The following is a 25,535-nucleotide window of genomic DNA, read 5'->3' as shown; positions in this document are numbered from 1 at the left end:
GCGATGACGACCACGATGGACCGGCCGACCCCACCCGACACCCCCCGACCCAGACGAGACCGCACGCACTGGCTCTACATCGCCGTGATCGTCGCGGTCCTCGCCGGTGTCGGGGTCGGCATCCTGGCCCCCGACGTCGGCAAGAGCGTCGGCGTCCTGGGCACCATGTTCGTGGCGCTGATCAAGATGATGATCGCGCCGGTCATCTTCTGCACGATCGTGCTGGGAATCGGGTCGGTCCGCAAGGCGGCCACCGTCGGCAAGGTCGGCGGCCTGGCGTTCGTCTACTTCCTGGCGATGTCGACGTTCGCACTGGCGATCGGCCTGGTGGTCGGCAACCTGCTGCACCCCGGCAGCGGATTGCATGTCACCGACACCACCGTGGGCAAGGGCGCCGAGCTGGCCGACAAGGCCCATGAGGCCGGTGGGCTGATGGACTTCGTTCAGGGCATCATCCCGACGTCGATGTTCTCGTCGCTGACCGAGGGCAGCGTGCTGCAGGCGTTGTTCGTCGCGCTGCTGGTGGGCTTCGCGCTGCAGGGCCTGGGGTCGGCCGGTGAGCCGATCCTGCGCGGCATCGAGCACCTGCAGAAGCTCGTATTCAAGGTGCTGGTGATGATCCTGTGGCTGGCGCCGATCGGCGCGTTCGGCGCCATCGCGAACGTGGTCGGTCAGACCGGCTGGGCGGCCGTCGGGCAGTTGATGGCGTTGATGCTCGGCTTCTATCTGACCTGCGCGATCTTCGTGTTCGGTGTGCTCGGGGCACTGCTGCGGGTGGTGTCCGGGGTGTCGATCTTCAAGCTGGTCCGCTACCTGGCCCGCGAGTACCTGCTGATCGTGTCGACGTCGTCGTCGGAGTCCGCGCTGCCGCGCCTGATCGCCAAGATGGAACACCTCGGTGTGGACCGCTCGACCGTGGGTGTGGTTGTGCCGACCGGCTATTCGTTCAACTTGGATGGCACCGCGATCTACCTGACGATGGCGTCGCTGTTCATCGCCGGGGCGCTGGGCGACCCGCTGTCTCTGCCGGAGCAGATCGGGCTGCTGGTCTTCATGATCGTCGCGTCCAAGGGGGCGGCCGGGGTGACCGGCGCCGGGCTGGCCACGCTGGCCGGTGGCCTGCAGGCGCACCGGCCGGACCTGCTCGACGGTGTCGGGCTCATCGTCGGCATCGACCGGTTCATGTCCGAGGCGCGGGCGCTGACCAACTTCTCCGGCAACGCGGTCGCCACCCTGCTGGTCGGTTCGTGGACGCACACGATCGACAAGGGCAAGGTGAATTCGGTATTGGCAGGCGAGGATCCGTTCGACGAGCTGACGATGCTGGATTCCGATCACGGCTCCCGTGTCGCGGAGCCGCCGCAGGAGAGAGTCCCTGCGACGGTGTAGGTCACGGGTAGGAAAGCCCGGTCGGTCCTGTTGCCGGCCGGGCTTTTCCGTGCACCCGGACCCGCGAGCAGACACAAACTCACACGAAATCACCGGAAATCGTGCGAGTTTGCGTCTGCTCGCCGACTGGCCTCAGCCCGTGCAGTCCAGGGACACCGAGATCGACCGGTGCACCACGACGTCGACCACATCGAGGCCGTCATCGTCGTCGCGGCCGCCGATGACGAGCACCGGTTGGGTGACCTGCTGAGGATTACGCACCCCGATCACCACGCAGTCGCCGATCGGCGCACTGCCGATCCGGTCGATGTTGACCTGGTAGCCCGCCGACTCCCACTGCTCGATCACGTCGAACGCGTTCTGTTGCTGCGCGGCCGCCGGCGCCACCGGCGCACCCAGCATCGCGGGCATTGCCGCCACGATCCACCACCAGCGCATGGCCGGACCTCCATCGGAGGCGCCCTGCATGGCCTCCCGATGGTGACACGAAGCGCGCACCCGAATGGTTCACCCCTGACCGCGACCAGACGCATACTCGCATGGACGCTGCCCGGAAGATGCGAGTTTGTGTCTTCTCGCCGTGGGGCCCCGCTCGCGGAAGGGGCCGGCCCTACCGCTCGGCCCGCTGGTAGGCCGTGACGACCGCTGCGCCGCCCAGCCCGATGTTGTGCTGCAGCGCGGCGGTGACGCCGTCGACCTGACGCTTGTCGGCGGTGCCGCGCAACTGCCAGGTCAGCTCGCTGCACTGGGCCAGGCCCGTCGCCCCGAGCGGGTGGCCCTTGGAGATCAACCCGCCCGACGGGTTGACCACCCAGCGGCCCCCGTAGGTGGTGTCCTCGTCGTCGATCAGCTTCGGCGCCTCACCGGGCCCGCACAGGCCCAGCGCCTCGTACAGCAGCAGTTCGTTGGCCGAGAAGCAGTCGTGCAACTCGATCACCTGGAAGTCCTCCGGCCCCAGTCCGGACTGCTGATAAACCTGTTGCGCGGCTTTGACATTCATGTCGTATCCGATGATGTTGGCCGCGCTGCCGTCGAACGTCGACGCGAAATCGGTGGTCATCGCCTGACCGACGATCTCGACGGCCTGCCCGGCCAGATCGTGCTCGGCGACATAGTCCTCGCCGGCAAGCACCACCGCCGCGGACCCGTCCGAGGTCGGTGAGCACTGCAGCTTGGTCAGCGGATCGGAGATCATCTTCGCGGCCAGGATGTCGTCGAGGGTGTACTCATCCTGGAACTGTGCGTACGGGTTGTTCACCGAATGCTTGTGGTTCTTGTAACCGATCTTGGCGAAATGCTCTGCGGTGGTGCCGTACTTCTTCATGTGCTCACGCCCCGCCGCACCGAACATCCACGGTGCGACGGGGAACTGCATGGCGTCGATCTCGTTGAGCGCCAGGATGTGTCGCTTCATCGGGGATTCCCGGTCCTCGGCACCGCCGCCCAGCGAGCCCGGCTGCATCTTCTCGAATCCGAGCGCCAGCACGCAGTCGGCCAGCCCGCCGCGGATCGCGGCGGCCGCCAGGTAGAGCGCGCTCGATCCGGTGGAGCAGTTGTTGTTGACGTTGACGATCGGGATGCCGGTCATCCCCAGCTCGTAGAGCGCCCGCTGGCCCGACGTGGAATCACCGGAGCAGTAGCCCACATAGCCCTGCTGGACTTCGCTGTACTCGATGCCGGCGTCCTGTAGCGCCTTGGTTCCGGACTCCCGCGCCATGTCGGGATAGTCCCAACCCTCGCGTCGCCCGGGTTTCTCGAACTTCGTCATTCCCACGCCGACGACAAAAACCCGGCTCATATCGATCCCTTCGCTGCGGTTGTGGTCTCCTGCAGCACGTTAGCCCGGGTTATCCGAACTCCAGCCACCAGTCGTGCAAATCCTCCAGATCCGGTCCCTGCGCATCGGCCAGCAGCAGATCCTCGTCCTTGGTCCACACGATGTCGGCGTTGTCGTTGTAGGTGCCGCAGGCGATCTGGCCCACCACCTGATCCGGGGTGTCGGTGTAGTGCCACGTGGTGGGGGACTCGACGCCGCTGCCCGGGCACTGCAGCAGCTCGGAGTTCACGTTGACCGCCTCCCGGAACGCGGCGTCGAGGGTGTTCTTGTCGCCGAACAGCGAATAGCGGGTGAACGCCGGACCGCCGGGAGTGATCGCCTGCGTGCAGTCCACCGTCGCCACCGTGCCCGCGGCGGGCGGAGTCACCGGTTGACAGTTGGAGCTGTCGTGGCCGCCGGAGAGCAGGCCCATCAACTGCTGGTCGTAGGAGGCCGACGCCGGGGGCGGGGTGGTGCTCGTCCTGGTCCGCCGGGTCGGTTCCCGCGACGACATCGTCGGTGCGGCCGACGAACTGGTCTGCGACGCCACCGAGTTCGTCGAATCGTTGGGCCGCACCGCCAGCCAGATGCCGAGTGCGGCCAGTGTCAGCAGGATCACCACTCCCGCGGCCACAAACGCGACCATCGGCCCCTTCGAACCGCCACCGGGCGACGACGGCGGCGACTGCTGTGCCCAACCGGGCGGCGGACCGGCAGGCGGCGGCGCAGTCGCGAAGCCGGACACCCCGGCCGGTGGCTGCGGGAGCGGTGGCGGGGGAGGCGTCGGCGCCCCGGGGTACGGCAGCGGCGCCATCATCGTCGCCGCCTGGTCCTCCGGCACACCGGCCGCCGCGTCGGCCGCGGCCCTGGCCATCTCGCCGGCCGAGGCGTAACGGTCCTCGGGCCGCTTGGCCATGCCGCGGGCGATGACGTGGTCCAGGCCGGCCGGAACCCCGGGCCGCAGCGCACTCGGCCGCGGCACCGGTTCGTTGAGGTGCGCGGCGATCACCACGCTGACGCTGTCCCCCTGGAACGGCTGTGCCCCCGTCAGGCATTCGTGCAGCACGCAGGTCAGCGCGTACACGTCGGCGCGGTGGTCGACGGCGCCGTTGGTGAATCGCTCGGGAGCCATGTAGGCGTACGTGCCCACCGCGGTACCCAGCTGGGTGAGCGCTTCGTCGGTGGCGGCGTTGGCGATGCCGAAATCGACCAGGTAGGCGAAATCGTCGCGGTTGAGCAGGATGTTCTCCGGCTTGACGTCGCGGTGCAGGATGCCGTTCTGGTGCGCCGCATCGAGCGCCGACGCGATCTGGCGCACGATCGCCGTGGCCCGCGCGGGCGCCATCGGCCCCTGCTCTTTGAGGATCTTGCGCAGATCGGTGCCATCGATCAGCCTCATGTCAACGAACAGCAGTCCGTCGATCTCGCCGTAATCGTGGATCGGCACCACGTGCGGTTCCTGCAACCGGCCCGCGGCGTGCGCCTCGCGCTGCAGCCGGGCCCGGAACACCGGATCGTGAGAGACCGCCTCCGGTAACAGCTTCAGCGCAACGACGCGGTCTCTGACCGTGTCCTCGGCCTCGTAGACCTCGCCCATGCCGCCCCTGCCCAGCAGCCGCCGCAACCGGTAGGGGCCAACCTGGGAGCCGACGCGGGAACCCTGCTGCGGATCGGTCATCACGGCTCCTTCGAGGTTGTTCGACCGGCGAACACAGATTAGTGCGGCCGGTCCCGCTGCACAGTGCCAACGGGGCGGGTTGCCGATTTCCAGCCACCTCCGTCGGCGATCTGGTGTAGTGGTGAATAGAACGCGTTCTAGTTTTTCCGAGGCTCCGGAGAGGAGACGAGATGGCGCTGCGGGTCGTGCAGTGGGCCACCGGCGGTGTCGGCGTCGCGGCAATCAGAGGCGTGCTGGAACATCCCGAGTTGGAGCTGGTCGGGTGCTGGGTGCACTCACCGGCGAAGGCGGGTCGCGACGCCGGCGAGATCGCCGGCGTCGACCCGATCGGGGTACTCGCGACCGACAGTGCCGAAGACATCCTGGCGGCGGAGGCCGACGCGGTCATCTACTCGCCGCTGATGGCCGACCCCGACGAGGTCGCCGCGCTGCTGCGGTCCGGCAAGAACGTCGTCACCCCGGTGGGCTGGCTGTATCCGAGCGCGCGCAGCGGCGCGGCGATACGGGAGGCCGCGCTGGCGGGTAACGCGACGCTGCACGGCACCGGGATCGCGCCCGGCGGCATCAGCGAGAAGTTCCCGTTGATGCTCTCGGCCATGTCCACCGGGGTGAGTTTCGTACGCGCGGAGGAGTTCTCGGATCTGCGCAGCTACGAGGCCCCGGATGTGCTGCGCCACGTGATGGGCTTCGGCGAGACCCCGGACAAGGCGCTGACCGGCCCGATGCAGAAGATGCTCGACACCGGGTTCATCCAGGCGGTGCGGATGTGCGTGGACCAACTGGGTTTCGCCGCCGATCCCAGAATCCGTGCGACGCAAGAGATCGCGGTCGCCACCGCGCCGATTGACTCGCCGATGGGTGCGATCGAGCCCGGCCAGGTGGCAGGCCGCCGATTTCACTGGGAGGCAGTCGTCGACGGCGAACCCGTGGTGCGTGTGACGGTCAACTGGCTGATGGGTGAGGAGAACCTGGATCCGGCATGGTTTTTCGGCCCCGAAGGGCAGCGCTACGAGATCGAGGTGCGGGGGAACCCGGATTTCACGGTGTCTGTCAAGGGCTTTCAGTCCGAGATCGGCGGTGAGGGGCCGGAATACGGCGTGGTCGGCACGGCCGCGCACTGCGTCAACTCGGTGCCGGCGGTGTGCGCGGCGCCGCCCGGGATCGCGACGTACCTGGATCTGCCGCTGGTCAGCGGGAAGGCGGCGAGAAACCTGCGATGATGAGTGACTCGGCGGCCGACTCCACACGTGCGCTGGTACTCGCCGGCGGCGGATTGGCCGGCATCGCCTGGGAAACCGGCGTGCTGCTCGGAATCTGCGAGGAGGCACCCGCCGCGGGCAAGAAGCTGCTCGACGCCGACGTCCTGGTCGGCACCTCGGCAGGCTCGACGGTCGTCGCCCAGCTCGGGAGCGGCCTGCCGCTGCAGGATCTGTTCGACCGTCAGCTCTCCGACGAGCACGGTGCCCGCGAGATCCACCCCGGCGTCTCGATCGACACGATCACCGACCTGTTCCTGACCGCGATGACGACCCCGGGTGCCACCAGAGAACAGAAACTGCGCAGGATCGGCGCCGTGGCCGCGGACACCGACACCGTCGCAGAAGCGGTGCGCCGCGCCGTGATCGAACACCGGCTGCCGACCCGGCGATGGCCGGCACGCGCGATGCGGGTCACCGCGATCGACATCGCCACCGGCGAGTTGGTGGTGTTCGACGCAGACTCCGGCGTCGGCCTGGTCGACGCCGTCGCGGCCAGTTGCGCGGTGCCGGGCGTCTGGCCACCGGTGACGATCGGGGACCGTCGCTACATGGACGGCGGGGTCGGAAGCACGGTCAACATGTCCGCCGCACAGGACTGCGGGGCCGCGGTGGTGTTGGTGCCCTCCCGCGCCGACAGTCCGTCGCCGTGGGGTACCGGCACCGTCGCCGAGATCGACGCGTTTCCCGGCGCGACACTGGCGGTGTTCGCCGACGAGCAGTCACTGGCCGCGTTCGGGGCCAACCCGCTTGACCCGGCCTGCCGTGCGCCCGCGGCGCGGGCCGGTCGCGCGCAGGGGCGGCGGGAAGCCGGCCGGGTTGCCGAATTCCTAGGTGCCTGAGCCTGAGGAACGCTGTTCGATCGTGTCGAGCGCCGTGGCCGCCAGCTCCTGCCCGATCTCGATGACCTCGGTGGCGCGGTGGAAATCCAGGCTGCGGCACACCGTGCGGGGCACCTCGATCAACAGGTCGGGCGGGTAGGCGGCCAGTGTGTGGCGGGCCAGGGCGGCCTGCGCGATGTCGATCACCCGGTTCATCACCTCGAAGCTGCCCAGCTTCGGGATCACCGGTGCGATCGGTTCGCCGAGGTCCTTCTCCCCGTCCACCGGTTCGTCGTCCCCGGCCACGAACCGGCCGAGCACCGCGCGCCCGGTCGGGGTCTCCAGCAGCGACCGCGCCGCCCTGGTGTCCAGCAGCGACGACGAGCTGCGCCACATCCGGTTCAACCAGTCACCCGACGGTGACCGGGCGTCGCGGTCGCGGCGACTGGCCTCGGGATCCTCGCCGGAGATGCTGACCGCGAGGGTGATGTCCGCGGCGATGGCGGCCACCGGCGCCATCGGGAGTGGGTCGAGGATGCCGCCGTCGGCCAGCAGCCGGCCGTCGAGCACGTGCGGGGTGATCAGGCCGGGGATGGCGATCGACGCGCGGATGGCGTCCTCGACCGAACCGCGCTGCATCCACACCGATTTCCCGGTGATCAGATCGGTGGCCACGGACGTGAACGGGATCGGCAGCTCCTCGATCGTGACGTCGCCGAGGATCTCGCGGACGGCGTCGAGGATCTTCTCCGCCCGCAGGACGCCCGCCGACGTGATCGACGGATCGAGCAGGCGCAGCACCGCGCGCTGGGTCAGCGAGCTCGCCCACGTCGTGAACTCGTCGAGCTTGCCCGCCGCCTGCAGACCACCGACCAGGGCGCCCATCGACGAGCCGGCGATGCCGACCACCTCGTGACCGCGTTCGTGCAACTCGTTGATGACGCCGATGTGGGCGTAGCCGCGTGCACCGCCGCTACCCAGAGCCAGTGCGACCCGCATCCGACAATTCTGCGCCGGATCGGGTCCGGCCGTGTCGCGGGGACTCGGTGACATCGCCGACCCGGATCGCGCCGGGCGTCAGCCGCAGAGCGCGTCGGCAGCCGCTTCGACCGCGACGATCACCGCCGACTGCTGGCCGGGTGTCAGTTCCGACCACTTCCGGTCGAACGTCCCGGGACCCACGGACTCCGCATCCTGCACGGTCTTCAGGTAGGGCTCGATCTGCGTGTGGGGGTCACCGCCCTGCCGATCCATCCACGTCCGGGCGGCCCGGCACGCCTGGAAGTAGTCGTCCTCGGTGGATTCCGCCGGGGCGGCGACAGCGGTCGTCACCCCGCCGGGGGACACACCGACTCCGCCGGCCGACGGCACAGGGGAGGCGGGAGGCCCCTCCGCGCGGGTCGACGAGGGCGGGGCCGAGGACAGCGCGGTGGTATCCGGTGGGGGTCCGGGTTCAGACGAGCAGCCGGACAGGATCACGGCCGCCGCGACGGCGCCTGTGCGCCACAGACGGTTCCTGCTCATCCCGCCAAATCTATGCAACGTGGCGCCCGGTGACAGCAAAGGGCCGAAAGCCGGCCGGAAGCCGCGCCGGGACAGCGGTTTCAGTCGGGGCGGTGACCTGCCGCTTCCTAGATTCACGGTGAAGTTAAACCCTGGCGCTGGCGGCCGGTGAGTGAGCTGTGCCAGACTGGCCGCCGTGATCGACGTGACGCGGATTCAGGAGTGTTGTCAGGCCTAGTCGCCGACCCCTCGCATCCGTCCGTCGTTCCTCCTGGAGTCCCCCCATGATCCTGGCCCCTACCCGTCTGCGTCCTGCCGACCTGCTGCACGTCACCGACCGCTTCGCCGACGACGTTCTCAGCGGCGACTACGATCGCCTGCTGCCCGAAGCCGGTCTGCCCGCCGGGGAGCGCTGGTTCACCCGGTTGCACGGCACCGACGAACTCGACGTGTGGCTGATCAGCTGGGTGCCGAACCGCTCCACCGAACTGCACGACCACGGCGGCTCGCTCGGCGCGCTGACCGTCGTGTCCGGCGTGCTGAGCGAAACCCGTTGGGACGGTGTGACTTTGCGTCAGCGACGGTTGCGGGCCGGTGATCAGGCGGCGTTCCCGCTGGGCTGGGTGCATGACGTGGTGTGGGCTCGCGAGACCGCGCCCGCCGGCGGTGCCGCGCCGGCCGGCCCGACGTTGAGCGTGCACGCGTACTCGCCGCCGTTGACCGCGATGTCCTACTACGAGGTCACTGAACAGAACACGTTGCGCCGCAACCGGACCGAGCTCACCGACCAGCCGGAGGGCGACTGATGGCCAGCCGAATCGATGCCGTCCTCGCCGACGCCAGGGCCAGACTCACCCGCATGCCGGCCGGTGAGGTGCCCACCGCTCTGGCCCGGGGCGCGGTCCTGGTCGACATCCGGCCGGCGGCCCAGCGTGCCGCCGAGGGTGAGGTGCCGCAGGCGCTGGTGATCGAACGCAACGTGCTGGAGTGGCGGTGTGACCCGACCAGTGACGCGCGGATTACCCAAGCCGTCGACGACGACGTCGAGTGGGTGGTGCTGTGCTCGGAGGGCTACACCTCCAGCCTGGCAGCAGCGTCGTTGCAGGAATTGGGACTGCATCGCGCCACCGACGTCATCGGCGGCTACCACGCACTCAAAAACGTTCTGCGCTAAGAATTCTCGTCGCTCCTGAGGAGTCCGCGCAGTTTCTCGGTCTTGGCCTGGGTCCATCCCGGCGGCAGCATGATCGACGCCCACGCGTCCGCGACATTGCGGACGTAGACGTGACCGTGCCCGTCCGGGACGTTCACCGCGACCGCCATGTCGGCGCTGACCTGGAGGAACGTCACGACCGGGATCCACTCCATCTCGGGGGAGACGTCGTAGCCGCGCCGCTCGTGCAACCAGTCCGGCCGGGCGAACAGCAGGTCGGGATTCCACCACGCGATCGGATCGGACGCATGCTGCAGATAGACCACTCTCGGCTGCTCCCACGGGTCGTGCGGTCGCTGCAGGTCCCGGGCCTCGGCGACGAACCGCACGTTGGCGCCCTTGTCGTACACGGGAAGCCACTGGGGTGAGCCGGGATCGCGATTGTGGGTCAGGTCGGTCCAGATGGTGTTGTTGAAGGTCGGCCCGCTGAACAGCGCCCCGTCGGTGCGGGCGATCAGGTTGTTCAACGCCAGGAACGGCGCTTCACCGCCGAACGAGCCCAGGCTCTCGCCGAACACCACCAGCTTCGGGCGCTGTGCCTCGGGCATCTCGCGGATCAGCGCGTCGACCGCCTCGAACAGAGCCTGACCGGCCTGGCGGGCGTTCTCCTTGTCCACCAGGAACGACAACCAACTGGGCAGAAACGAGTACTGCATCGACACGATCGCAGTGTCACCGTTGTACATGTACTCCAGCGCGGAGGCTTCGGCCTCGTTGATCCAGCCGGTGCCGGTCGTGGTGGCCACCGCGACCACCGCGCGGTCCAGGCCGCCGGTGCGCTGCAGTTCGCGGGCCGCCAGCGCCGCGGTCTCCTTGATGCCGTCGGCGGAGTTCAGTCCCGCGTAGGCGCGGATCGGTTCGGTCGCCGGGCTGCCGTTGAACTCGGTCAGCTCCTCGACCGACGGTCCGCCGGAGATGAAGATCCGGCCCTGATGTCCCAGCGACTCCCAACTCACCAGCGACTGCGGTCCGCCGGACCGCAGATCCGAGGTGGGCGCCGCGAAGTCGGGGTCGGTCTCGTCGTTGACCGCGGCGAAGGTTTTGTTGATCGTGCTCATCGCGAACCGGACCACCACCCCGTTGAGCAGCGCGACCGTCAATGCCAGCAGCAGCGCGACCGCGACGACGGCCGCCACCCGCGGCGGGGCGACGCGCGTGAGCTGACGGTACAGAAAGCGCACGAAACGGCCGATCAGCTGCCCGATCTCGACGAGTACGAACAGCGTCACGACCGAGATCACCGCGGCCAGAGGGTAATCCCAGAACGTCAGGCGCGGGACACCCATCAGGTCACGGACGTCGTCCTGCCAGTCGTGGAACTGGATGACCATGACGACCAAGCCGATCACGCCGATGACGACGAGCACCGGCCACGCCCGCCGGGGCGCCGGCGGGCTGGAGTCCTTGGAGCCCATGAACCGCACCAGCCACACCGCGAACACCCCGAGCCCGTAGCCGATCGCGCCCGCGCCGCCGCTGACCAGTCCCTGGAACAGCGGACCGCGCGGCAACAGCGACGGTGTCAGCGACAACCAGAGGAAGACGAAACCGACTGCGGTACCGGTCCAGGTGTAGCGGCGGACCCACCACCCGCGCCGTGTGGTCGACGGATGTTCGCGCGCCGGCGTCTCGTCGATCACCGCGGCGGCGGCTTCACCGGTATCGGTCACGCATGGACTTTACCGATGAGTGAAGTTCGGCGGCCGCTTCTCGGTGAACGCGTTCATGCCCTCGGTCTGATCCTCGGTGGCGAACGCCGAATGGAACAGCCTGCGCTCATAGAGCAGGCCCTCGCTCAGCGTGGTCTCGAACGCGCGGTTGACCGCCTCCTTGGCCATCCGCGACGCCGACAGCGACATGCCCGCGATGGTCTGGGCCACCGCCTTGGCCTCCTCGAGCAGCGTGTCGGCCGGAACCACCCGCGACACCAGCCCGGCGCGCTCGGCTTCTTCGGCGCCCATGTTGCGGCCGGTCAGGATCAGGTCCATCGCCTTGGCCTTGCCGATCGCCCGGGTCAGTCGCTGTGACCCGCCCATGCCGGGCAGCACGCCGAGCTTGATCTCGGGCTGCCCGAATTTCGCGGTGTCGGCGGCGATCAGGATGTCGCACATCATCGCCAGCTCGCAGCCGCCGCCGAGCGCGTATCCGGCCACCGCGGCGATGGTCGGGGTGCGCGTCGCGGCGAACCTGTCCCAGCCGGCGAAGAAGTCGGACGAGAAGACGTCGGCGAAGGACAGGCCGGCCATCTCCTTGATGTCCGCGCCGGCGGCGAAGGCCTTCTCGTTGCCGGTGAGGATGATGGCGCCGACACCCGGCTCCGCGTCGAGTTCGGCTGCGGCGGTGGTGACCTCGTACATCACCTGGGTGTTGAGGGCATTGAGTGCCTTGGGCCGGTTGAGCGTGATCGTCGCTACCCGGTCGTCACGGTCGACCAGGATGGTCTCAAAGGTCATGACTGCTCCTCGAAGTTGATGTCGGGATCGGCAGATGCGAAGTATGCCTCGATGTCGGCTGCCGTCACCTCGGACAGGGAGGCCGGCGACCACTTCGGGTTGCGGTCCTTGTCGATCAGCTGCGCGCGGATGCCCTCGACGAGGTCATGCGATCGCAAGGACGCCACCGAGGTCCGGAACTCCTGGCGCAGCACATCTTCGAGAGTGTCCAGCTTCGCGGCCCGACGGACCGCTTCCAGCGCGACCGACGCGGCGATCGGGGAGCGGGAGGCGATCAGGTCGGCGGCATCGGCCGCGGCACCGCCGTGCTCGCGCAGCGCGGCGACGATGTCGGCGACCGTCTCAGCGGCATAGCACCGGTCGATCCACTCGCGCTGGGTGAGCAGCTCGCTCGCGGGTGGCTCCTGGGCGAATGCGGCGACCGCCTCGTCGACACCGCCGGACGCGATCGCGTCGACGAACGCGGCGAGCCGGTCCTGCGGCACGAAGTGGTCGGCGAAACCCATTGCGATCGCGTCGGCGCCGGAGAACGACGCCCCGGTGAGCGCCGCATGGACGCCGAGCAGACCCGGGGTGCGGGACAGGATGTGGGTGCCGCCGACGTCAGGGATGAACCCGATGCCCACCTCGGGCATCGCCATCTTGGTGGTCTCGGTGACGACCCGGACGCTGCCGTGCGCGCTGATGCCGACTCCGCCGCCCATCGTGATGCCGTTCATGATCGCGACATAGGGCTTCGGGTAGCGCCCGATGTAGGCGTTGAGCAGGTATTCGTCCTGCCAGAACTCGCGCGACGCACGGCCGCCGGATCTGGCGTCGTGATAGATCGCCACGACGTCACCGCCGGCGCACAGGCCGCGGTCGCCGGCGCCGGTCACCACGACGGCGTCGATCGCGTCGTCGGTCTCCCAGCTCTTCAACGCCCGTGCGATGGCGCCGACCATCGGATGGGTCAGCGAGTTGATCGCCTTGGGCCGGTTGAGCGTGATTCGGCCGACCCCGCGGTCGGCAGTTACTAGGACATCCTCGTTTTCGTCCACGGAATGCAATCTAGATCGTCGCCCTGGTCACGCTCTGCCCGGGTAAGGTTCCTGTGAAGGCCCTGGGAAAAATCCGCCACCGCGGCGGGAACTGCCCGGGAACCTCACACGTTGAACCAGTGATCGTCACAGGTCTGATACACGACATCGAGACAGGAAGGACACGACGGTGCGCGAAAGCAGCAACCCGGTGTTCCGCACACTGCCCAAGGGGCAGCAGGGCGGCTATGCGCAATTCGGTACCGGAGCCGCCGGCTACGGTGCGCAGGCGGTACACGCCGATCCGTACGTCACGCAGTACCCGGAGCAGCAGCAGGCGGGTGTCTCGCGGGCGCTGACCATCGATGACGTCGTCATGAAGACCGGCATGACGCTGGGTGTGCTGACGGCCGTCGCGGTCGTGTCGTACTTCCTCGTCAGCGGCAACGTCGGCCTGGCCATGCCGTTCACCCTGGTGGGTGCGCTCGGTGGCCTCGCCCTCGTGCTGGTCGCGACCTTCGGCCGCAAGCAGGACAACCCGGCCATCGTGCTGAGCTACGCGGCGCTGGAGGGCCTGTTCCTCGGTGCGGTGTCCTTCGTCATCGCCAACATCGCCTCTGTCGGTGGCGCCGGAATGATCGCGCAGGCGATCGTCGGCACCCTCGGCGTGTTCTTCGGCATGCTTGTCGTCTACAAGACCGGCGCCATCCGCGTCACCCCGAAGTTCACCCGGATGATCGTGGCGGGTCTGTTCGGCGTCGTCGCGCTGATGCTGCTCAACCTGGTGCTGGCCGTGTTCGGCGTCGGTGGTGGCGCGGGCCTCGGCCTGCGCGACGGCGGCGCCCTGGCCATCGGCTTCTCGCTGCTGTGCATCGGCCTGGCCGCGTTCAGCTTCCTGATCGACTTCGACTCCGCCGACCAGATGGTTCGTGCCGGCGCGCCGGAGAAGGCGGCGTGGGGCATCGCCCTCGGCCTGACCGTCACCCTGGTCTGGCTGTACCTGGAGATCCTGCGTCTGCTCAGCTACTTCAATCAGGACTAGCAGTCCGACACGAGAAGGGCGTCCGCCGCGTGCGGGCGCCCTTTTTCGTGCCCGGGCCCCGCGGCACGGCTACCCGCCGCCAGAGTGCGCTCAGCGCGTCGAATCACCATATTTCGCGGTCTGAGCGCTCTCTCGCTGCCCGCAGGAGGCCGCCTTTCCACAGGACGCAGATTGGGGGTGTGCGACGCATCGCCGGTACGCGAGGCTCGACGCATGCAGGTGCCGTTCATCGGTAGCGAAGCGGTGGCCGCCGGGCTGGTCGGAAAGCATGTGCTGCGCAGCCGATACGTCGCGCTGTATCCCGACGTGTACACCCGGCCCGGTATCGAGTTGAGCGTCCACCACCGGGCGAAGGCTGCGTGGCTGTGGTCGCATCGCGGTGGCGTTCTCGCGGGTCTCACCGCCGCGGCATTACACGGGGCGCGCTACCTCGAGGACGGGCAGCCCATCGAGCTGGTCTGGTCGAACGGGCGGGCGCCGCGCGGCATCAGGACCCACAAGCACGACCTGCACCCTGACGAGAGCACCCGCCGTGGGGGACTGCCGGTGACGACGGTGCAGCGGACGGCATTCGACCTGGGCCGCCGGGGACCGCTCGATACTGCGGTGGCGAGGCTCGACGCATTGGGCAATGCAACCCCGTTCGACGCCGGTGAACTGTTGCGGTGGGCCAGGGAACGCCATGCCGGCAAGCGAGGCATGCGACAACTGGCGGCCGCGCTCGACCTCCACGATCCTGGGGCGCAGTCTCCCCGGGAGACCTGGTTACGTCTTCTGCTGATCCGCGGCGGATTCCCACGCCCGACCACGCAGATTCCGGTGATCAGCGCCGACGGCAGACGGCGCTACTACCTCGACATGGGTTGGGAGAACCTGAAGTTGGCTGTCGAGTACGACGGAGACCAACACCGCGTCGACCCGATGCAGTTCGCCCACGACATCCTGCGCGCCGAGGACCTCGACGAACTCGAGTGGACGCGGGTCCGGGTGGTCAAAGCCGCCCACGCAGACGACGTTCTTCGCCGGGTCCGGCGCGCCTACGACGCGAGAGTGCGCGCAGCGCGAGAACTTTCACGAGATTGCGATCTGAGCGCACTGTCGGGGCCGACGTGGGTGCGGGAGTCGGGGCAGAACTGGCGGTCTACGGGACCCGTGGCTTGACGCGGTCCGCCGCTTCGGCGGCGTTGCGCCGCGCGGTGTCGACGTCGTCGGCGTACGCCAAGGCGACACCCATCCGCCGGTTGGCGAAGCTCTCCGGCTTGCCGAACAGTCGAAGCTCGGTGTGCGGCACCTGCAGCGCCGCGTCCACGCCGTCGAAGACGACGCCCTCGGCGTCCACTCCGCCGTAAATGACCGCGCTGGCGCCCGCCGTCCTCAGCGCGGTGTCCACCGGCAGGCCCAGGATGGCCCGGGCGTGCAGCTCGAACTCGTTCTGCCACTGCGTCACCATCGTCACCATTCCGGTGTCGTGCGGGCGCGGGCTGACCTCGCTGAACCACACCTGGTCACCCTTGACGAACAACTCCACGCCGAAGATGCCCTGTCCGCCCAGATCCCCGGTCACCGCCCCGGCGATCTGCTGCGCGCGTTCCAGCGCGGTCGCCGACATCGGGTGCGGCTGCCAGCTCTCGACGTAGTCACCGCTGACCTGCCGGTGTCCGATCGGCTCGCAGAACCGGGTCTCGATCTCGCCGTCAGCACCGCGGGCGCGCACCGTCAACAGCGTGATCTCGTAGTCGAAATCGATGAAGCCCTCGACGATGATCCGGGTGTTGCTGACGCGGCTGCCGGACATCGCGTACTCCCAGGCCGCCGCGACGCCCTCGGGTCCGTCAATCTTGCTCTGCCCCTTGCCGGAACTGCTCATCACCGGCTTGACCACACATGGATACCCGATATGACCCTCGATGGCGGCGTGCAGTTCCTCCAGCGAATCGCAGAACCGATACGGGCTGGTCGGCACGCCGAGGGTTTCGGCGGCCAGCCGCCGGATTCCCTCGCGGTCCATGGTCAGCCGGGCCGCGCGCGCCGTCGGGATCACCGTCACCACGCCCTCGACCTCAAGCTCTTCGAGCACCGGCGTGGCAATCGCCTCGATCTCCGGCACCACCAGGTCGGGGCGCTCGTCCTCGATCAGCGCACGCAACTGACCAGGGTCGGTCATGGTGATGGTGCGGGCATGGTGAGCGACCTGGTGGCCGGGCGCGTTCGGGTAGCGGTCGACGGCGATGGTCTCGACGCCGAGCCGCTGCAACGCGATCAGGACCTCGCGGCCCAGCTCCCCCGAACCCAACAACATGACTCTGGTGGCGCGCGGTGACAGCGGCGTTCCGATGGTGGTCATCGGAACGGCATTCTATGGCGAGCTAGCTGAGCCGCTCCACGACCATCGCCATGCCCTGGCCGCCGCCGACGCACATCGTCTCGATGCCGAACGTCTTGTCGTGGGTGGCCAGGTTGTTCAGCAGCGTGGCGGTGATGCGGGCGCCGGTCATGCCGAACGGGTGGCCCAGCGCGATCGCACCGCCGGACACATTGAGCTTGTCCTCGTCCATGCCCAGTTCACGCGCCGACCCCAGCACCTGCACCGCGAACGCCTCGTTGATCTCGTACAGGTCGATGTCGGAGATGCTCATCTTCGCGTTGGCCAGCGCCTTCTTGACGGCCTCGATCGGACCCAGGCCCATGATCTCCGGCGACAGCCCCGACACGCCCGTCGACACGATCCGCGCCAGCGGGGTCAGGCCCAGCTCCTTGGCCTTGGTGTCGCTCATGATCACCACCGCCGCGGCGCCGTCGTTCAACGGACACGCGTTGCCCGCGGTGATCGTGCCGTTGGGCCGGAACACCGGCTTGAGCTGGCTGATCTTGTCGTAGGTGGTGCCGGCGCGGGGGCCGTCGTCCTTCGACACCACGGTGCCGTCGGGCAGCGTGACAGGCACGATCTCGCGCTCGAAGAAGCCGCTGTTGATGGCCTCCTCGGCGCGGTTCTGCGAACGCACGCCCCAGTGGTCCTGATCCTCGCGGCTGATGCCGGTGAACGCCGCGACGTTCTCGGCGGTCTGACCCATCGCGATGTAGACGTCGGGCAGCAGGCCGTCCTCGCGCGGGTCGCGCCACTCCGTCGCGCCGGCGGCCGCCTGCTCGGAGCGGGCCTGCGCATCGGCGAAGACCGGGTTCTTCGAATCCGGCGCACCGTCGGCGGCGCCCTTGCCGAACCGCGACACCGTCTCCACCCCGGCCGAGATGAACGCGTGCCCCTCGCCGGCCTTGATCGCGTGGAACGCCATGCGCGTGGTCTGCAGCGACGACGAGCAGTAGCGGTTGACGGTGGTGCCGGGCAGGAAGTCGTAGCCGAGTTCGACCGCCACCGCGCGGGCGATGTTGTAGCCGGCCTCACCGGCGGGCTGCGCGCAGCCCATCATCAGGTCGTCGATGTCGCGCGGGTCCAGCGCGGGCACCTTGTCGAGCACGGCCTTGACCATCTGCGCGGCGAGGTCGTCGGGCCGCATCGAGACCAGCGAACCCTTGTTGGCCCGGCCGATCGGGGAACGGGCGGTGGCGACGATGACGGCTTCGGGCATGACGGGCTCCTCAGGTTCGAACCGGGTGGAACGTGTTGCAAGAAACCTAGCCCGCGGGCGCGACGATCGGCGCGGGCACCCCGGTCGAGCGTCGCCACAGCCGGCTGAGCCCGCCGAGGCGCGCGAGCAGCGAGCCGTCGTCGCCCGCGCGCGATTCCAGCGCCGGCGCGGCGGGCATGCCGGTGACGAACTCTCCCAACGCGTTGCACAGCGCGGGCAGCAGTTGCATCGCGGCCAGCTCGTATCCCGCCGCGGACGGATGGAACATGTCCGGCGAGAACAGCAGCTCCGGAGTCCGGTAGAAGTCCGGGGCCAGCAGATCGCTGAACGGCACCGGCACCCCGCCGCAGGCACGTACCGCGGCCGCCTGGGCGCGCGCCAGACGCAACCCCTGGTTGCGGGCGACGAACCGCAACGGCTGCGGGATCGCGGTGATGACACCGAAGTCCGGGCAGGTGCCCACGACGACGACCGCGTCGCTGGCGCGCAGCCGCTGCACAGCCCGGCCCAGGCGGCGCGCCGACGGGCCGATGCCGTTGGGTTTGGTGATGTCGTTGGCGCCGATCATGATCACGGCCGCATCGGGTGGCGGCCCGGCGACGTACATCGCGTCGATTTGCCCCGACAGCCCTTTCGACGTCGCGCCGACGATGGCCTTGGTGCTCAGCCGGATGCGCTTGCCCGACTCGGCGGCCAGCCCCCGCGCCAGCAATACGCCCGGCACCTCGTCGGCGGCCTGGCAGCCGTACCCGGTGGCCGTCGAGTCGCCGAAGATCATCAGGTGCAGGTCGAACGGGACACCACGGTGCCAAGGTTCGACCGGGCCGCCGCCGGGGGAGTACACGCCGTCGGCGCGGGGCGGGATGTCCCACGCCTTCGGGATGACGCGGCGCGCCTGATCGGCCTGTCCGCTAAGGAGGTTGCGGGCCCCGACGTAGGCGGTGCCGGTGGACGCCAGCGTTGCTGCGGCCGCCAGCGCGACCGTGGAACGACGCGGTGTACGACCGCGCGGAGCACGACGGAGGATGCCCACTCCGCAAGTTTAGAGCGGAAATGCGCGGCTACCCGGCTCGTTAAGCGGAAGAGCCATCACAGTGCGGTATCGACTCCGACACCATCTGCGTTTAACCCATTGTGATAGTGGTTACAGGTGTCAAGCTAAGTTACGAGCTCGTCTGAATAACTTGGCTTATCCCGGACTACAACGTCGTAGGAAGTGGTGGCGATGACGGCACCGAGCAAGATTCCCAGCTCATCCCCGCTGGGCATCAGGGCAGCACGAGGGCAGAAGCCGCGCCGCTTCCCGGTCTCTGACGGAGCTCCCGTCGAGGTGGTCGAAGACGGTCCGAGCATCGCCGGACGGCTCATGGGGCTGGCCGCCATGGCCACCATCAGGCCGTTCCTGACGGTGGGCAGTTACGCGCCCAAGCTGCCGTGGCCCTGGGGCCTGGTCGATTTCGCCGCTCGCGTACTCAAGCCGGCGCCGGGCACCGTGCGCGCCACCATCGGCCTGCCGCACTGCAACGCCCAGCTGGTCCGCGCCGCCGGGGTGCTGCCCGCCGACGGTAATCGCTCGGTGATTCTCTACCTGCACGGCGGAGCGTTCCTGACCTGCGGGGTGAACACCCACGGGCGCCTGGTGACCGCGCTGTCGAGGTACGCCGATGCGCCCGTTCTGGTGGTCAACTACCGGATGATCCCGAAGCACTCGGTCGGCACGGCGCTCGACGACTGCTACGACGGTTACCGCTGGCTGCGCGACCTCGGCTACGAGCCCGACCAGATCGTGCTGGCCGGGGACTCGGCCGGGGGTTATCTCGCGCTGTCGCTGGCCGAGCGGCTGCAGGCCGAGGGCACCAACGGCTTCGTCGGCGAGACGCCGGCGGCCGTCGTGACGATGTCCCCGCTGTTCGAGATCGACAACGAGGCCCGCGCCGACCACCCGAACGCCCGCACGGACGCGATGTTCCCGCCGAAGGCGTTCCACGCGCTGGTCGAGCTCATCGAAGCGGCCGCCGAACGCCGGATCGTCGACGGCCGGCCGGAAGAGGTGTACGAGCCGCTCGACCACATCGAACCCGGCCTGCCGCGCACCTTGATCCACGTGTCGGGGTCCGAGGTCCTGCTCAGCGACGCGCGCAAGGCCGCCCGGCTGCTCGCCGCCTCCGGAGTGCCCGTCGAGGTACGCGTCTGGCCGGGGCAGATGCACGTGTTCCAGCTGGGCGCGCCCACGGTGCCCGAGGCCAAACGCTCGCTTCGGCAAATCGGTGAGTACATTCGCGAGGCCACCTGGTAGCACCGGCCGGAGGCCGCCTGGCTGCGCGGTGACGGGCCTGGGACGATGGACGCATGCGCATCGCCCGGCACATCAGTGACCTCGTCGGTAACACTCCTCTGGTAGAGCTAACCTCGGTCGTGCCGCCTGGCGCGGGCATGGTCGCGGCCAAGGTCGAGTACCTGAACCCGGGCGGCAGCTCCAAGGACCGCATCGCGGTCAAGATGATCGACGCCGCCGAGGCCAGCGGTGAGCTCAAACCGGGCGGCACCATCGTCGAACCGACCTCCGGCAACACCGGGGTGGGGCTGGCCCTGGTCGCCCAGCAGCGGGGGTACAAGTGCGTCTTCGTATGCCCCGACAAGGTCAGCGAGGACAAGCGCAACGTGTTGCGCGCCTACGGGGCGGAGGTCGTGGTGTGCCCGACCGCCGTCGCACCCGACGACCCGGCCAGCTACTACAGCGTCTCGGACCGGCTGGTCCGGGAGATCGACGGTGCGTGGAAGCCCGACCAGTACTCCAACCCGATGGGGCCGGAGAGCCACTACGAGACGACGGGCCCGGAGATCTGGGCCGACACCGAGGGCAAGATCACCCACTTCGTCGCCGGGGTCGGCACCGGAGGCACCATCACCGGAGCCGGCCGCTACCTCAAGGAGGTTTCCGGCGGACGGGTCAAGGTCGTCGGCGTGGACCCCGAGGGGTCGGTGTACTCCGGCGGCACCGGGCGGCCGTATCTGGTCGAGGGTGTCGGCGAGGATTTCTGGCCGTCGGCCTACGACCCGACGGTTCCCGACGAGATCATCGCCGTCTCCGATGCCGACTCGTTCGACATGACCAGGCGGCTGGCCCGCGAAGAGGCGCTGCTCGTCGGCGGGTCGTGCGGAATGGCGGCGGTGGCCGCGGTCAAGGTCGCCGAACGCGAGGGCCCTGACTCGCTCGTGGTGGTCCTGTTGCCCGACGGCGGCCGCGGCTACCTGTCCAAGATCTTCGACGACAACTGGATGTCCTCCTACGGATTCCTGCGCAGTCGGCTCGACGGGTCCGTCGAGGAGTCCACTGTCGGCGATGTCCTGCGCGGCAAGTCCGGGAACCTGCCCGATCTGGTGCACACCCACCCGTCCGAGACGGTGCGCGACGCCATCGGCATCCTGCGCGAGTATGGGGTGTCCCAGATGCCGGTGGTGGGCGCGGAACCTCCGGTGATGGCCGGCGAGGTCGCCGGCAGCGTGTCCGAACGCGAGTTGCTTTCCGCGGTGTTCGAGGGCCGCGCCAAACTCGCCGACGCGGTCGCCGAGCACATGAGCCCGCCGCTGCCGCTGATCGGCGCCGGCGAACTGGTCAGCACCGCGGCGAAGAACCTGCGCGAGTGCGACGCGGTGATGGTGGTGGAAGAGGGCAAGCCCGTCGGCGTGCTCACCCGTCACGACCTCCTCGGTTACCTGTCGGAGGGCAGCGCACGCGGCTGACGCACGGTCGCGCGAGAAACCGCTGTTCGGCCGCCCTGCTCAGGTAATGTGAGCACGCTTGTCCAGCCACGTGCGAGCGGAAGGGCGTCCATGATCGACCGACCATCGTTCGCCACGTGTTCACCGGGTCCGCCGCCGGTCCGCCTGGGGGACGCCCCCGGAGCAGGAAAGCTGTTGATCACGCCTGCCCCGTCGGCTACCTTCCAGCCGGAGTCGGCGAGAAGGCCTCAGGCTCATCGCGATTCGAACTTCGACAGTGATGTCGTGGCACACAAGATGAAGGGGACGGTTCGCGCTTCGTTCGCAACCGAGATCAGGAGAAATCGATGACAGAGAATCCGCCGCCCGGCGGCTATCCGCCACCGCCACCGGGCGGTTACCCGCCACCGCCGCCGCCCGGGGGCTACCAGTCGCCACCTCCGCCGCCGCCCGGCAGCGGTTTCGGGCCGCCGCCCGGCGGCGGTTTCCCGCCCCCGACGCACGCCCAGGGCAGCTACCCACCCCCTCCGCCACCGGGGATGCCCAGCGGCGGCTTCGGACCGGAGGGCGGATTCCCGCCGGCGGCTCGGCCGTCACTCACCGTCGGTGAGGCGTTCAACTGGGCGTGGAACAAGTTCAGCAAGAACGCCATCCCGCTGATCGTCGCGACGCTGGTCTTCGCCGTCGTGATCATCGCGCTGCAGAGCATCATCAGCATCGTGCAGATGCTGGTGTCGCCCGGAGACACCAGCTATGTCGCCGACGACAGCGGCCTGTCGTTCTCGTATGCCACCACCGGTGTCGCCGGCATCCTGGTGTCGATCGTCGGTTGGTTCCTGTCGTTGATCGTCGGAGCCGCCATCCAATCGGCGTTCCTGGGCGGTATCTTCGACATCGCCAACGGTCAGCAGGTCACGGTGGGGTCGTTCTTCCGGCCGCGCAATATCGGCAACGTGATCATCGCCGGACTGATCGTCGGCGTCATCACCACCATCGGGTTCTTCCTGTGCATCGTGCCGGGCGTGATCGCCAGCTTCCTGCTGATGTTCACCACCATCGCGGTGCTCGACCGCAACCTGTCACCGATGGACGCGATCAAGTCGAGCTTCGAGACCGCCAAGAACAACGTCGGTCCGGTGTTCTTGATCTGGCTCACCAGCATCGCGGTGGTCCTGGTCGGCGCGCTGCTGTGCGGTGTGGGCCTGCTCGTGGCGGCACCGCTGGCCGCCCTGCTGCTGGTGTACACCTACCGCACCCTCAACGGTGGCTACGTCGCGCCCGCCATCCCGTAACTCCTGACCTGGCCGATGTCGGCGTGTCCGCCTGACGCGGACACGCCGACATCTCGTTGTGCCGCAGTGCGGCCCGGGGATGATGGGGTCGTGAACCGAACTGCGCCGGGCCTTGGGCGCCGGGCCTACGCGACGTGGACGGCGCGGGTGGCGGCCACGGTCATCGACGTGATCCCGCTCTGCCTCGGGTGGGGAATCTGGGAGGCCGTCGCAATCAGCAGCACCGCGATGGACTGTGTCACCTTCGACAACGGTGGCGTCGCGTGCGCGTCGGTCACCACGACGGCGACCGGCGTACTGGCAGCGCTGATGTTCGTGCTGTCGGCGGCCTACCTGCTGTGGAACTACGGTGTCCGCCAGGGCTCCACCGGCACCAGCCTGGGCAAGTCGGTGCTGCGCTTCCGCGTGGTCGACGAGAAGACTTGGCAGCCAATCGGATTCAGCGCCTCGCTGTTACGGCAGCTGGTGCATGTGGTCGACGCGGCCGCCTGCTTTCTCGGCTTTCTGTTCCCGCTGTGGGATGCCAGGAGGCAGACCCTGGCCGACAAACTCGTCGGGACCGTATGCGTGGCCACCGGAAGGCGCTGACGCCGGTGAGGGGCTCCCGTTGGCCCCCAAAAGGGTTCGGCATTCGCGGGCGATCTTTGCCTGGCTCGGTTGATCACTCGAGTGCGGCCCGTCGAATACCGCGCGGGTGCCGACGTAGTCCAGTGTCGTCTGCAGACAGTGCCGTGCCGCGCCGACTGCGCCGGGCGAAGCATACCCCCGGGATTGGAGCCGAAATCCGGCGTGGCGGTCGTCGGCGATGACTGGTGGGCAGACATGCCCACGTTGTACACAGCTAGCCTTGGCAGTCATGAGTGAGCAGCGCAGCGCGGCCGATCATTACCGGGCTTACGGGCCGGCCACCAAGGCCATTCACGCCGGTTACCGGCCCGACCCGGCCACCGGCGTGGTCAACCCGCCGATCTACGCCAGCTCGACCTTCGCCCAGGATGGGGTCGGCGGGCTGCGCGGCGGCTTCGAATACGCCCGCACCGGCAACCCGACCCGCTCGGTGCTGGAAGGGGCGCTCGCGGCGATGGAGGGCGCGTCCTACGGACGCGCGTTCAGCTCTGGCATGGCCGCCACCGACTGCGTACTGCGCGCGGTGCTGCGTCCCGGCGACCACCTGGTGATCCCCGACGACGCCTACGGCGGCACCTTCCGGCTGATCGACAAGGTGTTCAGCCTGTGGGGCATCAGCTACACCGCGGTGGCTTTGTCGGATCTCGACCGGGTGCGCGCGGCCGTCACCGACCGCACCAAGCTGATCTGGGTCGAGACGCCGACCAACCCGCTGCTGTCGATCGCCGACATCGCCGGCATCGCCGAGGTGGGCGCGGCGACGGGGGCGAAGGTGCTGGTCGACAACACGTTCGCGTCGCCGGCGCTGCAGCAGCCGCTGTCGCTCGGCGCCGACATCGTGCTGCACTCGACGACCAAGTACATCGGCGGGCACTCCGACGTCGTCGGGGGAGCGCTGCTGACCAACGACGAGGCACTCGACGACGCGTTCGCGTTCCTGCAGAACGGCGCGGGTGCGGTGCCCGGACCGTTCGATGCCTACCTGACCATCCGCGGGCTCAAGACACTCCCGCTGCGGATGCAGAAGCACAGCGCGAACGCCGCCGCGATCGCCGAATTCCTCGACGGGCACCCCGCCATCACGACGGTGCTCTACCCGGGCCTGCCCAGCCACCACAATCACGATGTCGCCGCCCGCCAGATGAGCGGATTCGGCGGGATGGTGTCGGTGCGGCTGCGCGGCGGCCCCCAGGCCGCCCGTGACTTCTGCGCCCGCACCGAGATCTTCATCCTCGCCGAGTCGCTCGGCGGGGTGGAGTCGCTGATCGAGTATCCGGGCGCGATGACCCACGCGTCGACCGCCGGTTCTCAGCTGGAGGTGCCCGACGACCTGGTGCGCCTGTCCGTCGGAATTGAAGACACCGCCGACCTGCTCGGTGACGTCGAGCAGGCGCTCGGCTCCCTCGGTTAGCTTCCGCTACAGCTGGACGTCGTACGACTAGACGAGTTGGGTCAGCGCTTGGCGGACCGCGGACGCCGTGACGGCGAGGTTCACCTCGGGCAGCCCGGTCGGTGACTCGTCGACCCAGCTGCCAAGCGCGATCTCCCCGGCGCGGGCATGCACCCAGCGCCAACCGCGGTCGTTGAGGCTCAGCAGCGCGCCGAGCCCGTCGACGGTGTGCAGCACGGTGATGACCGCGGCCGTCGCCGGTGCCGGCGGCCGCCGTTCGAACAGCGCGGCCATCAGCGCCGCGCGGGCTGCGTCCGCGCGGCCGCGATGGGTCAGCGGGTACGCGTAGGTACGACCGAACAGCTTGCCCGAGTGAGGGATTCGACGGATCTGCCCGCCGCGTTCCAGCTGCCCGGCGACGAGGTTCTCGCTGTCTCTGCTCAGCTTCTTGACGGCCTGGCCCGGCGTCAGGGGTTTGGCGCGCAGCAGCTCGAACGCCGCGGCCGTCAGCGGGTCCAGCGGACCGGCGGCGTCGAGCGCCACCAGTCGGCCCGCCGGAACCGGTTCGCCGGCCACCGCCGGACGCGCCCGGCATGCGTGTGCCAGGTCGAGCAGCATCGCGGCCGCGAGCGCACGCTCACGGCGCGGGCTGTCCAGAGCCGGTTGCGCGGACGCGTTGTCGACAAGCAGCAGGAACAGGTCCTCTGCGATCTGCGCCATGCGTCGGAG

The 25,535-nt window shown here is 68.8% G+C and carries 24 protein-coding genes; 12 read left to right on the top strand and 12 right to left on the bottom strand.

Going from position 1 to position 25,535, the window contains the following annotated elements:
* Positions 1 to 3: 3 nt before the first annotated feature.
* Positions 4 to 1,389, top strand: coding sequence for a cation:dicarboxylate symporter family transporter (locus KXD97_RS31625; protein WP_260754916.1), 1,386 nt, complete (start codon positions 4 to 6; stop codon positions 1,387 to 1,389).
* Between the two features lie 132 nt (positions 1,390 to 1,521).
* On the opposite strand, the gene KXD97_RS31620 is transcribed toward KXD97_RS31625, so the two are convergent.
* From KXD97_RS31620 to KXD97_RS31610, 3 genes are all read right to left on the bottom strand, one after another.
* On the bottom strand, positions 1,522 to 1,857 hold the full coding sequence (locus tag KXD97_RS31620; RefSeq protein ID WP_260754915.1) for a hypothetical protein: 336 nt from the start codon (positions 1,855 to 1,857) through the stop codon (positions 1,522 to 1,524).
* A gap of 142 nt (positions 1,858 to 1,999) precedes the next feature.
* On the bottom strand, positions 2,000 to 3,187 hold the full coding sequence (locus KXD97_RS31615; RefSeq protein ID WP_260754914.1) for a lipid-transfer protein: 1,188 nt from the start codon (positions 3,185 to 3,187) through the stop codon (positions 2,000 to 2,002).
* A 49-nt stretch (positions 3,188 to 3,236) separates the two neighbouring features.
* Positions 3,237 to 4,883 (bottom strand): serine/threonine-protein kinase, encoded by a 1,647-nt coding sequence (locus KXD97_RS31610; RefSeq protein ID WP_260754913.1) that lies wholly within the window; start codon positions 4,881 to 4,883, stop codon positions 3,237 to 3,239.
* Positions 4,884 to 5,053: 170 nt separating this feature from the next.
* Here KXD97_RS31610 and KXD97_RS31605 point away from each other — a divergent pair, with 170 nt between their 5' ends.
* Together KXD97_RS31605 and KXD97_RS31600 are read left to right on the top strand one after the other, a co-directional pair.
* A complete protein-coding gene (locus KXD97_RS31605; RefSeq protein WP_260754912.1) occupies positions 5,054 to 6,103 on the top strand; it encodes a dihydrodipicolinate reductase in 1,050 nt (349 codons plus the stop codon).
* Positions 6,103 to 6,981, top strand: coding sequence for a patatin-like phospholipase family protein (locus KXD97_RS31600; protein ID WP_260754911.1), 879 nt, complete (start codon positions 6,103 to 6,105; stop codon positions 6,979 to 6,981). Before KXD97_RS31605 ends, KXD97_RS31600 begins: the two co-directional genes overlap by 1 nt.
* On the opposite strand, the gene KXD97_RS31595 is transcribed toward KXD97_RS31600, so the two are convergent.
* Together KXD97_RS31595 and lpqV are read right to left on the bottom strand one after the other, a co-directional pair.
* Positions 6,970 to 7,959: a patatin-like phospholipase family protein gene (locus tag KXD97_RS31595; RefSeq protein ID WP_260754910.1), complete on the bottom strand. Its 990-nt coding sequence runs from the start codon at positions 7,957 to 7,959 to the stop codon at positions 6,970 to 6,972. The genes KXD97_RS31600 and KXD97_RS31595 overlap by 12 nt on opposite strands.
* Positions 7,960 to 8,037: 78 nt before the next feature.
* Positions 8,038 to 8,484: a lipoprotein LpqV gene (lpqV, locus tag KXD97_RS31590; protein ID WP_260754909.1), complete on the bottom strand. Its 447-nt coding sequence runs from the start codon at positions 8,482 to 8,484 to the stop codon at positions 8,038 to 8,040.
* 263 nt (positions 8,485 to 8,747) lie between these two features.
* Here lpqV and KXD97_RS31585 point away from each other — a divergent pair, with 263 nt between their 5' ends.
* Both KXD97_RS31585 and KXD97_RS31580 read left to right on the top strand, forming a co-directional pair.
* A complete protein-coding gene (locus KXD97_RS31585; protein WP_260754908.1) occupies positions 8,748 to 9,269 on the top strand; it encodes a cysteine dioxygenase in 522 nt (173 codons plus the stop codon).
* Positions 9,269 to 9,637: a rhodanese-like domain-containing protein gene (locus KXD97_RS31580; RefSeq protein WP_260754907.1), complete on the top strand. Its 369-nt coding sequence runs from the start codon at positions 9,269 to 9,271 to the stop codon at positions 9,635 to 9,637. The genes KXD97_RS31585 and KXD97_RS31580 overlap by 1 nt, the downstream gene beginning before the upstream one ends.
* Here KXD97_RS31580 and KXD97_RS31575 read toward each other — a convergent pair.
* From KXD97_RS31575 to KXD97_RS31565, 3 genes are read right to left on the bottom strand one after another with little or no spacing between them, the layout of a single operon-like run.
* Positions 9,634 to 11,346: an alpha/beta-hydrolase family protein gene (locus KXD97_RS31575; protein ID WP_260754906.1), complete on the bottom strand. Its 1,713-nt coding sequence runs from the start codon at positions 11,344 to 11,346 to the stop codon at positions 9,634 to 9,636. The two genes, KXD97_RS31580 and KXD97_RS31575, sit on opposite strands and share 4 nt — an antisense overlap.
* Positions 11,347 to 11,355: 9 nt before the next feature.
* The gene (locus KXD97_RS31570) at positions 11,356 to 12,129 is read right to left on the bottom strand and encodes an enoyl-CoA hydratase (RefSeq protein ID WP_260754905.1); all 774 of its coding nucleotides are present in this window, start codon (positions 12,127 to 12,129) and stop codon (positions 11,356 to 11,358) included.
* Entirely contained in the window at positions 12,126 to 13,169 is a 1,044-nt protein-coding gene (locus KXD97_RS31565; RefSeq protein ID WP_260754904.1) for an enoyl-CoA hydratase/isomerase family protein, read from the bottom strand. Before KXD97_RS31565 ends, KXD97_RS31570 begins: the two co-directional genes overlap by 4 nt.
* 169 nt (positions 13,170 to 13,338) lie before the next feature.
* On the opposite strand from KXD97_RS31565, the gene KXD97_RS31560 reads away from it, so the two are divergent.
* Together KXD97_RS31560 and KXD97_RS31555 are read left to right on the top strand one after the other, a co-directional pair.
* Positions 13,339 to 14,190, top strand: coding sequence for a Bax inhibitor-1/YccA family protein (locus KXD97_RS31560; RefSeq protein WP_260754903.1), 852 nt, complete (start codon positions 13,339 to 13,341; stop codon positions 14,188 to 14,190).
* A gap of 213 nt (positions 14,191 to 14,403) precedes the next feature.
* Positions 14,404 to 15,351: a hypothetical protein gene (locus KXD97_RS31555; RefSeq protein WP_260754902.1), complete on the top strand. Its 948-nt coding sequence runs from the start codon at positions 14,404 to 14,406 to the stop codon at positions 15,349 to 15,351.
* Here the strand turns inward: KXD97_RS31555 and purT are convergent.
* From purT to KXD97_RS31540, 3 genes are read right to left on the bottom strand one after another with little or no spacing between them, the layout of a single operon-like run.
* A complete protein-coding gene (gene purT, locus KXD97_RS31550) occupies positions 15,332 to 16,534 on the bottom strand; it encodes a formate-dependent phosphoribosylglycinamide formyltransferase (protein ID WP_260754901.1) in 1,203 nt (400 codons plus the stop codon). The genes KXD97_RS31555 and purT overlap by 20 nt on opposite strands.
* A gap of 22 nt (positions 16,535 to 16,556) precedes the next feature.
* Complete coding sequence (locus KXD97_RS31545) at positions 16,557 to 17,774, bottom strand: acetyl-CoA C-acetyltransferase (RefSeq protein WP_260754900.1); 1,218 nt, start codon at positions 17,772 to 17,774, stop codon at positions 16,557 to 16,559.
* Positions 17,775 to 17,820: 46 nt separating this feature from the next.
* On the bottom strand, positions 17,821 to 18,807 hold the full coding sequence (locus KXD97_RS31540) for an SGNH/GDSL hydrolase family protein (protein WP_260754899.1): 987 nt from the start codon (positions 18,805 to 18,807) through the stop codon (positions 17,821 to 17,823).
* A 192-nt stretch (positions 18,808 to 18,999) separates the two neighbouring features.
* Here KXD97_RS31540 and KXD97_RS31535 point away from each other — a divergent pair, with 192 nt between their 5' ends.
* The 5 genes from KXD97_RS31535 (at position 19,000) to KXD97_RS31515 (ending at position 24,827) form a co-directional block, all read left to right on the top strand.
* The gene (locus KXD97_RS31535; protein ID WP_260754898.1) at positions 19,000 to 20,070 is read left to right on the top strand and encodes an alpha/beta hydrolase; all 1,071 of its coding nucleotides are present in this window, start codon (positions 19,000 to 19,002) and stop codon (positions 20,068 to 20,070) included.
* A 53-nt stretch (positions 20,071 to 20,123) separates the two neighbouring features.
* Complete coding sequence (locus tag KXD97_RS31530; RefSeq protein WP_260754897.1) at positions 20,124 to 21,518, top strand: cystathionine beta-synthase; 1,395 nt, start codon at positions 20,124 to 20,126, stop codon at positions 21,516 to 21,518.
* A gap of 326 nt (positions 21,519 to 21,844) precedes the next feature.
* Entirely contained in the window at positions 21,845 to 22,789 is a 945-nt protein-coding gene (locus KXD97_RS31525; RefSeq protein WP_260754896.1) for a hypothetical protein, read from the top strand.
* Positions 22,790 to 22,879: 90 nt separating this feature from the next.
* Entirely contained in the window at positions 22,880 to 23,377 is a 498-nt protein-coding gene (locus tag KXD97_RS31520) for an RDD family protein (protein ID WP_260754895.1), read from the top strand.
* A gap of 268 nt (positions 23,378 to 23,645) precedes the next feature.
* Complete coding sequence (locus KXD97_RS31515; RefSeq protein ID WP_260754894.1) at positions 23,646 to 24,827, top strand: cystathionine gamma-synthase; 1,182 nt, start codon at positions 23,646 to 23,648, stop codon at positions 24,825 to 24,827.
* 27 nt (positions 24,828 to 24,854) lie between these two features.
* On the opposite strand, the gene KXD97_RS31510 is transcribed toward KXD97_RS31515, so the two are convergent.
* Positions 24,855 to 25,526, bottom strand: a complete 672-nt coding sequence (locus KXD97_RS31510; protein ID WP_260754893.1) for a GPP34 family phosphoprotein — start codon at positions 25,524 to 25,526, stop codon at positions 24,855 to 24,857.
* Positions 25,527 to 25,535 lie beyond the last annotated feature (9 nt).

This window comes from Mycobacterium sp. SMC-8 (assembly GCF_025263565.1).
Taxonomy (GTDB): Bacteria; Actinomycetota; Actinomycetes; order Mycobacteriales; family Mycobacteriaceae; genus Mycobacterium.
This window is presented reverse-complemented; position numbering and strand designations above follow the sequence as displayed.

What these genes read in the sequence shown, in the direction of transcription:
- KXD97_RS31625 (WP_260754916.1), top strand. Translation starts at nt 4, where the DNA reads ATGACGACCACGATGGACCGGCCGACCCCACCCGACACCCCCCGACCC.
- KXD97_RS31620 (WP_260754915.1), bottom strand. Translation starts at nt 1,857, where the DNA reads ATGCAGGGCGCCTCCGATGGAGGTCCGGCCATGCGCTGGTGGTGGATC.
- KXD97_RS31615 (WP_260754914.1), bottom strand. Translation starts at nt 3,187, where the DNA reads ATGAGCCGGGTTTTTGTCGTCGGCGTGGGAATGACGAAGTTCGAGAAA.
- KXD97_RS31610 (WP_260754913.1), bottom strand. Translation starts at nt 4,883, where the DNA reads ATGACCGATCCGCAGCAGGGTTCCCGCGTCGGCTCCCAGGTTGGCCCC.
- KXD97_RS31605 (WP_260754912.1), top strand. Translation starts at nt 5,054, where the DNA reads ATGGCGCTGCGGGTCGTGCAGTGGGCCACCGGCGGTGTCGGCGTCGCG.
- KXD97_RS31600 (WP_260754911.1), top strand. Translation starts at nt 6,103, where the DNA reads ATGAGTGACTCGGCGGCCGACTCCACACGTGCGCTGGTACTCGCCGGC.
- KXD97_RS31595 (WP_260754910.1), bottom strand. Translation starts at nt 7,959, where the DNA reads ATGCGGGTCGCACTGGCTCTGGGTAGCGGCGGTGCACGCGGCTACGCC.
- lpqV (WP_260754909.1), bottom strand. Translation starts at nt 8,484, where the DNA reads ATGAGCAGGAACCGTCTGTGGCGCACAGGCGCCGTCGCGGCGGCCGTG.
- KXD97_RS31585 (WP_260754908.1), top strand. Translation starts at nt 8,748, where the DNA reads ATGATCCTGGCCCCTACCCGTCTGCGTCCTGCCGACCTGCTGCACGTC.
- KXD97_RS31580 (WP_260754907.1), top strand. Translation starts at nt 9,269, where the DNA reads ATGGCCAGCCGAATCGATGCCGTCCTCGCCGACGCCAGGGCCAGACTC.
- KXD97_RS31570 (WP_260754905.1), bottom strand. Translation starts at nt 12,129, where the DNA reads ATGACCTTTGAGACCATCCTGGTCGACCGTGACGACCGGGTAGCGACG.
- KXD97_RS31555 (WP_260754902.1), top strand. Translation starts at nt 14,404, where the DNA reads ATGCAGGTGCCGTTCATCGGTAGCGAAGCGGTGGCCGCCGGGCTGGTC.
- purT (WP_260754901.1), bottom strand. Translation starts at nt 16,534, where the DNA reads ATGACCACCATCGGAACGCCGCTGTCACCGCGCGCCACCAGAGTCATG.
- KXD97_RS31545 (WP_260754900.1), bottom strand. Translation starts at nt 17,774, where the DNA reads ATGCCCGAAGCCGTCATCGTCGCCACCGCCCGTTCCCCGATCGGCCGG.
- KXD97_RS31535 (WP_260754898.1), top strand. Translation starts at nt 19,000, where the DNA reads ATGACGGCACCGAGCAAGATTCCCAGCTCATCCCCGCTGGGCATCAGG.
- KXD97_RS31530 (WP_260754897.1), top strand. Translation starts at nt 20,124, where the DNA reads ATGCGCATCGCCCGGCACATCAGTGACCTCGTCGGTAACACTCCTCTG.
- KXD97_RS31525 (WP_260754896.1), top strand. Translation starts at nt 21,845, where the DNA reads ATGACAGAGAATCCGCCGCCCGGCGGCTATCCGCCACCGCCACCGGGC.
- KXD97_RS31515 (WP_260754894.1), top strand. Translation starts at nt 23,646, where the DNA reads ATGAGTGAGCAGCGCAGCGCGGCCGATCATTACCGGGCTTACGGGCCG.
- KXD97_RS31510 (WP_260754893.1), bottom strand. Translation starts at nt 25,526, where the DNA reads ATGGCGCAGATCGCAGAGGACCTGTTCCTGCTGCTTGTCGACAACGCG.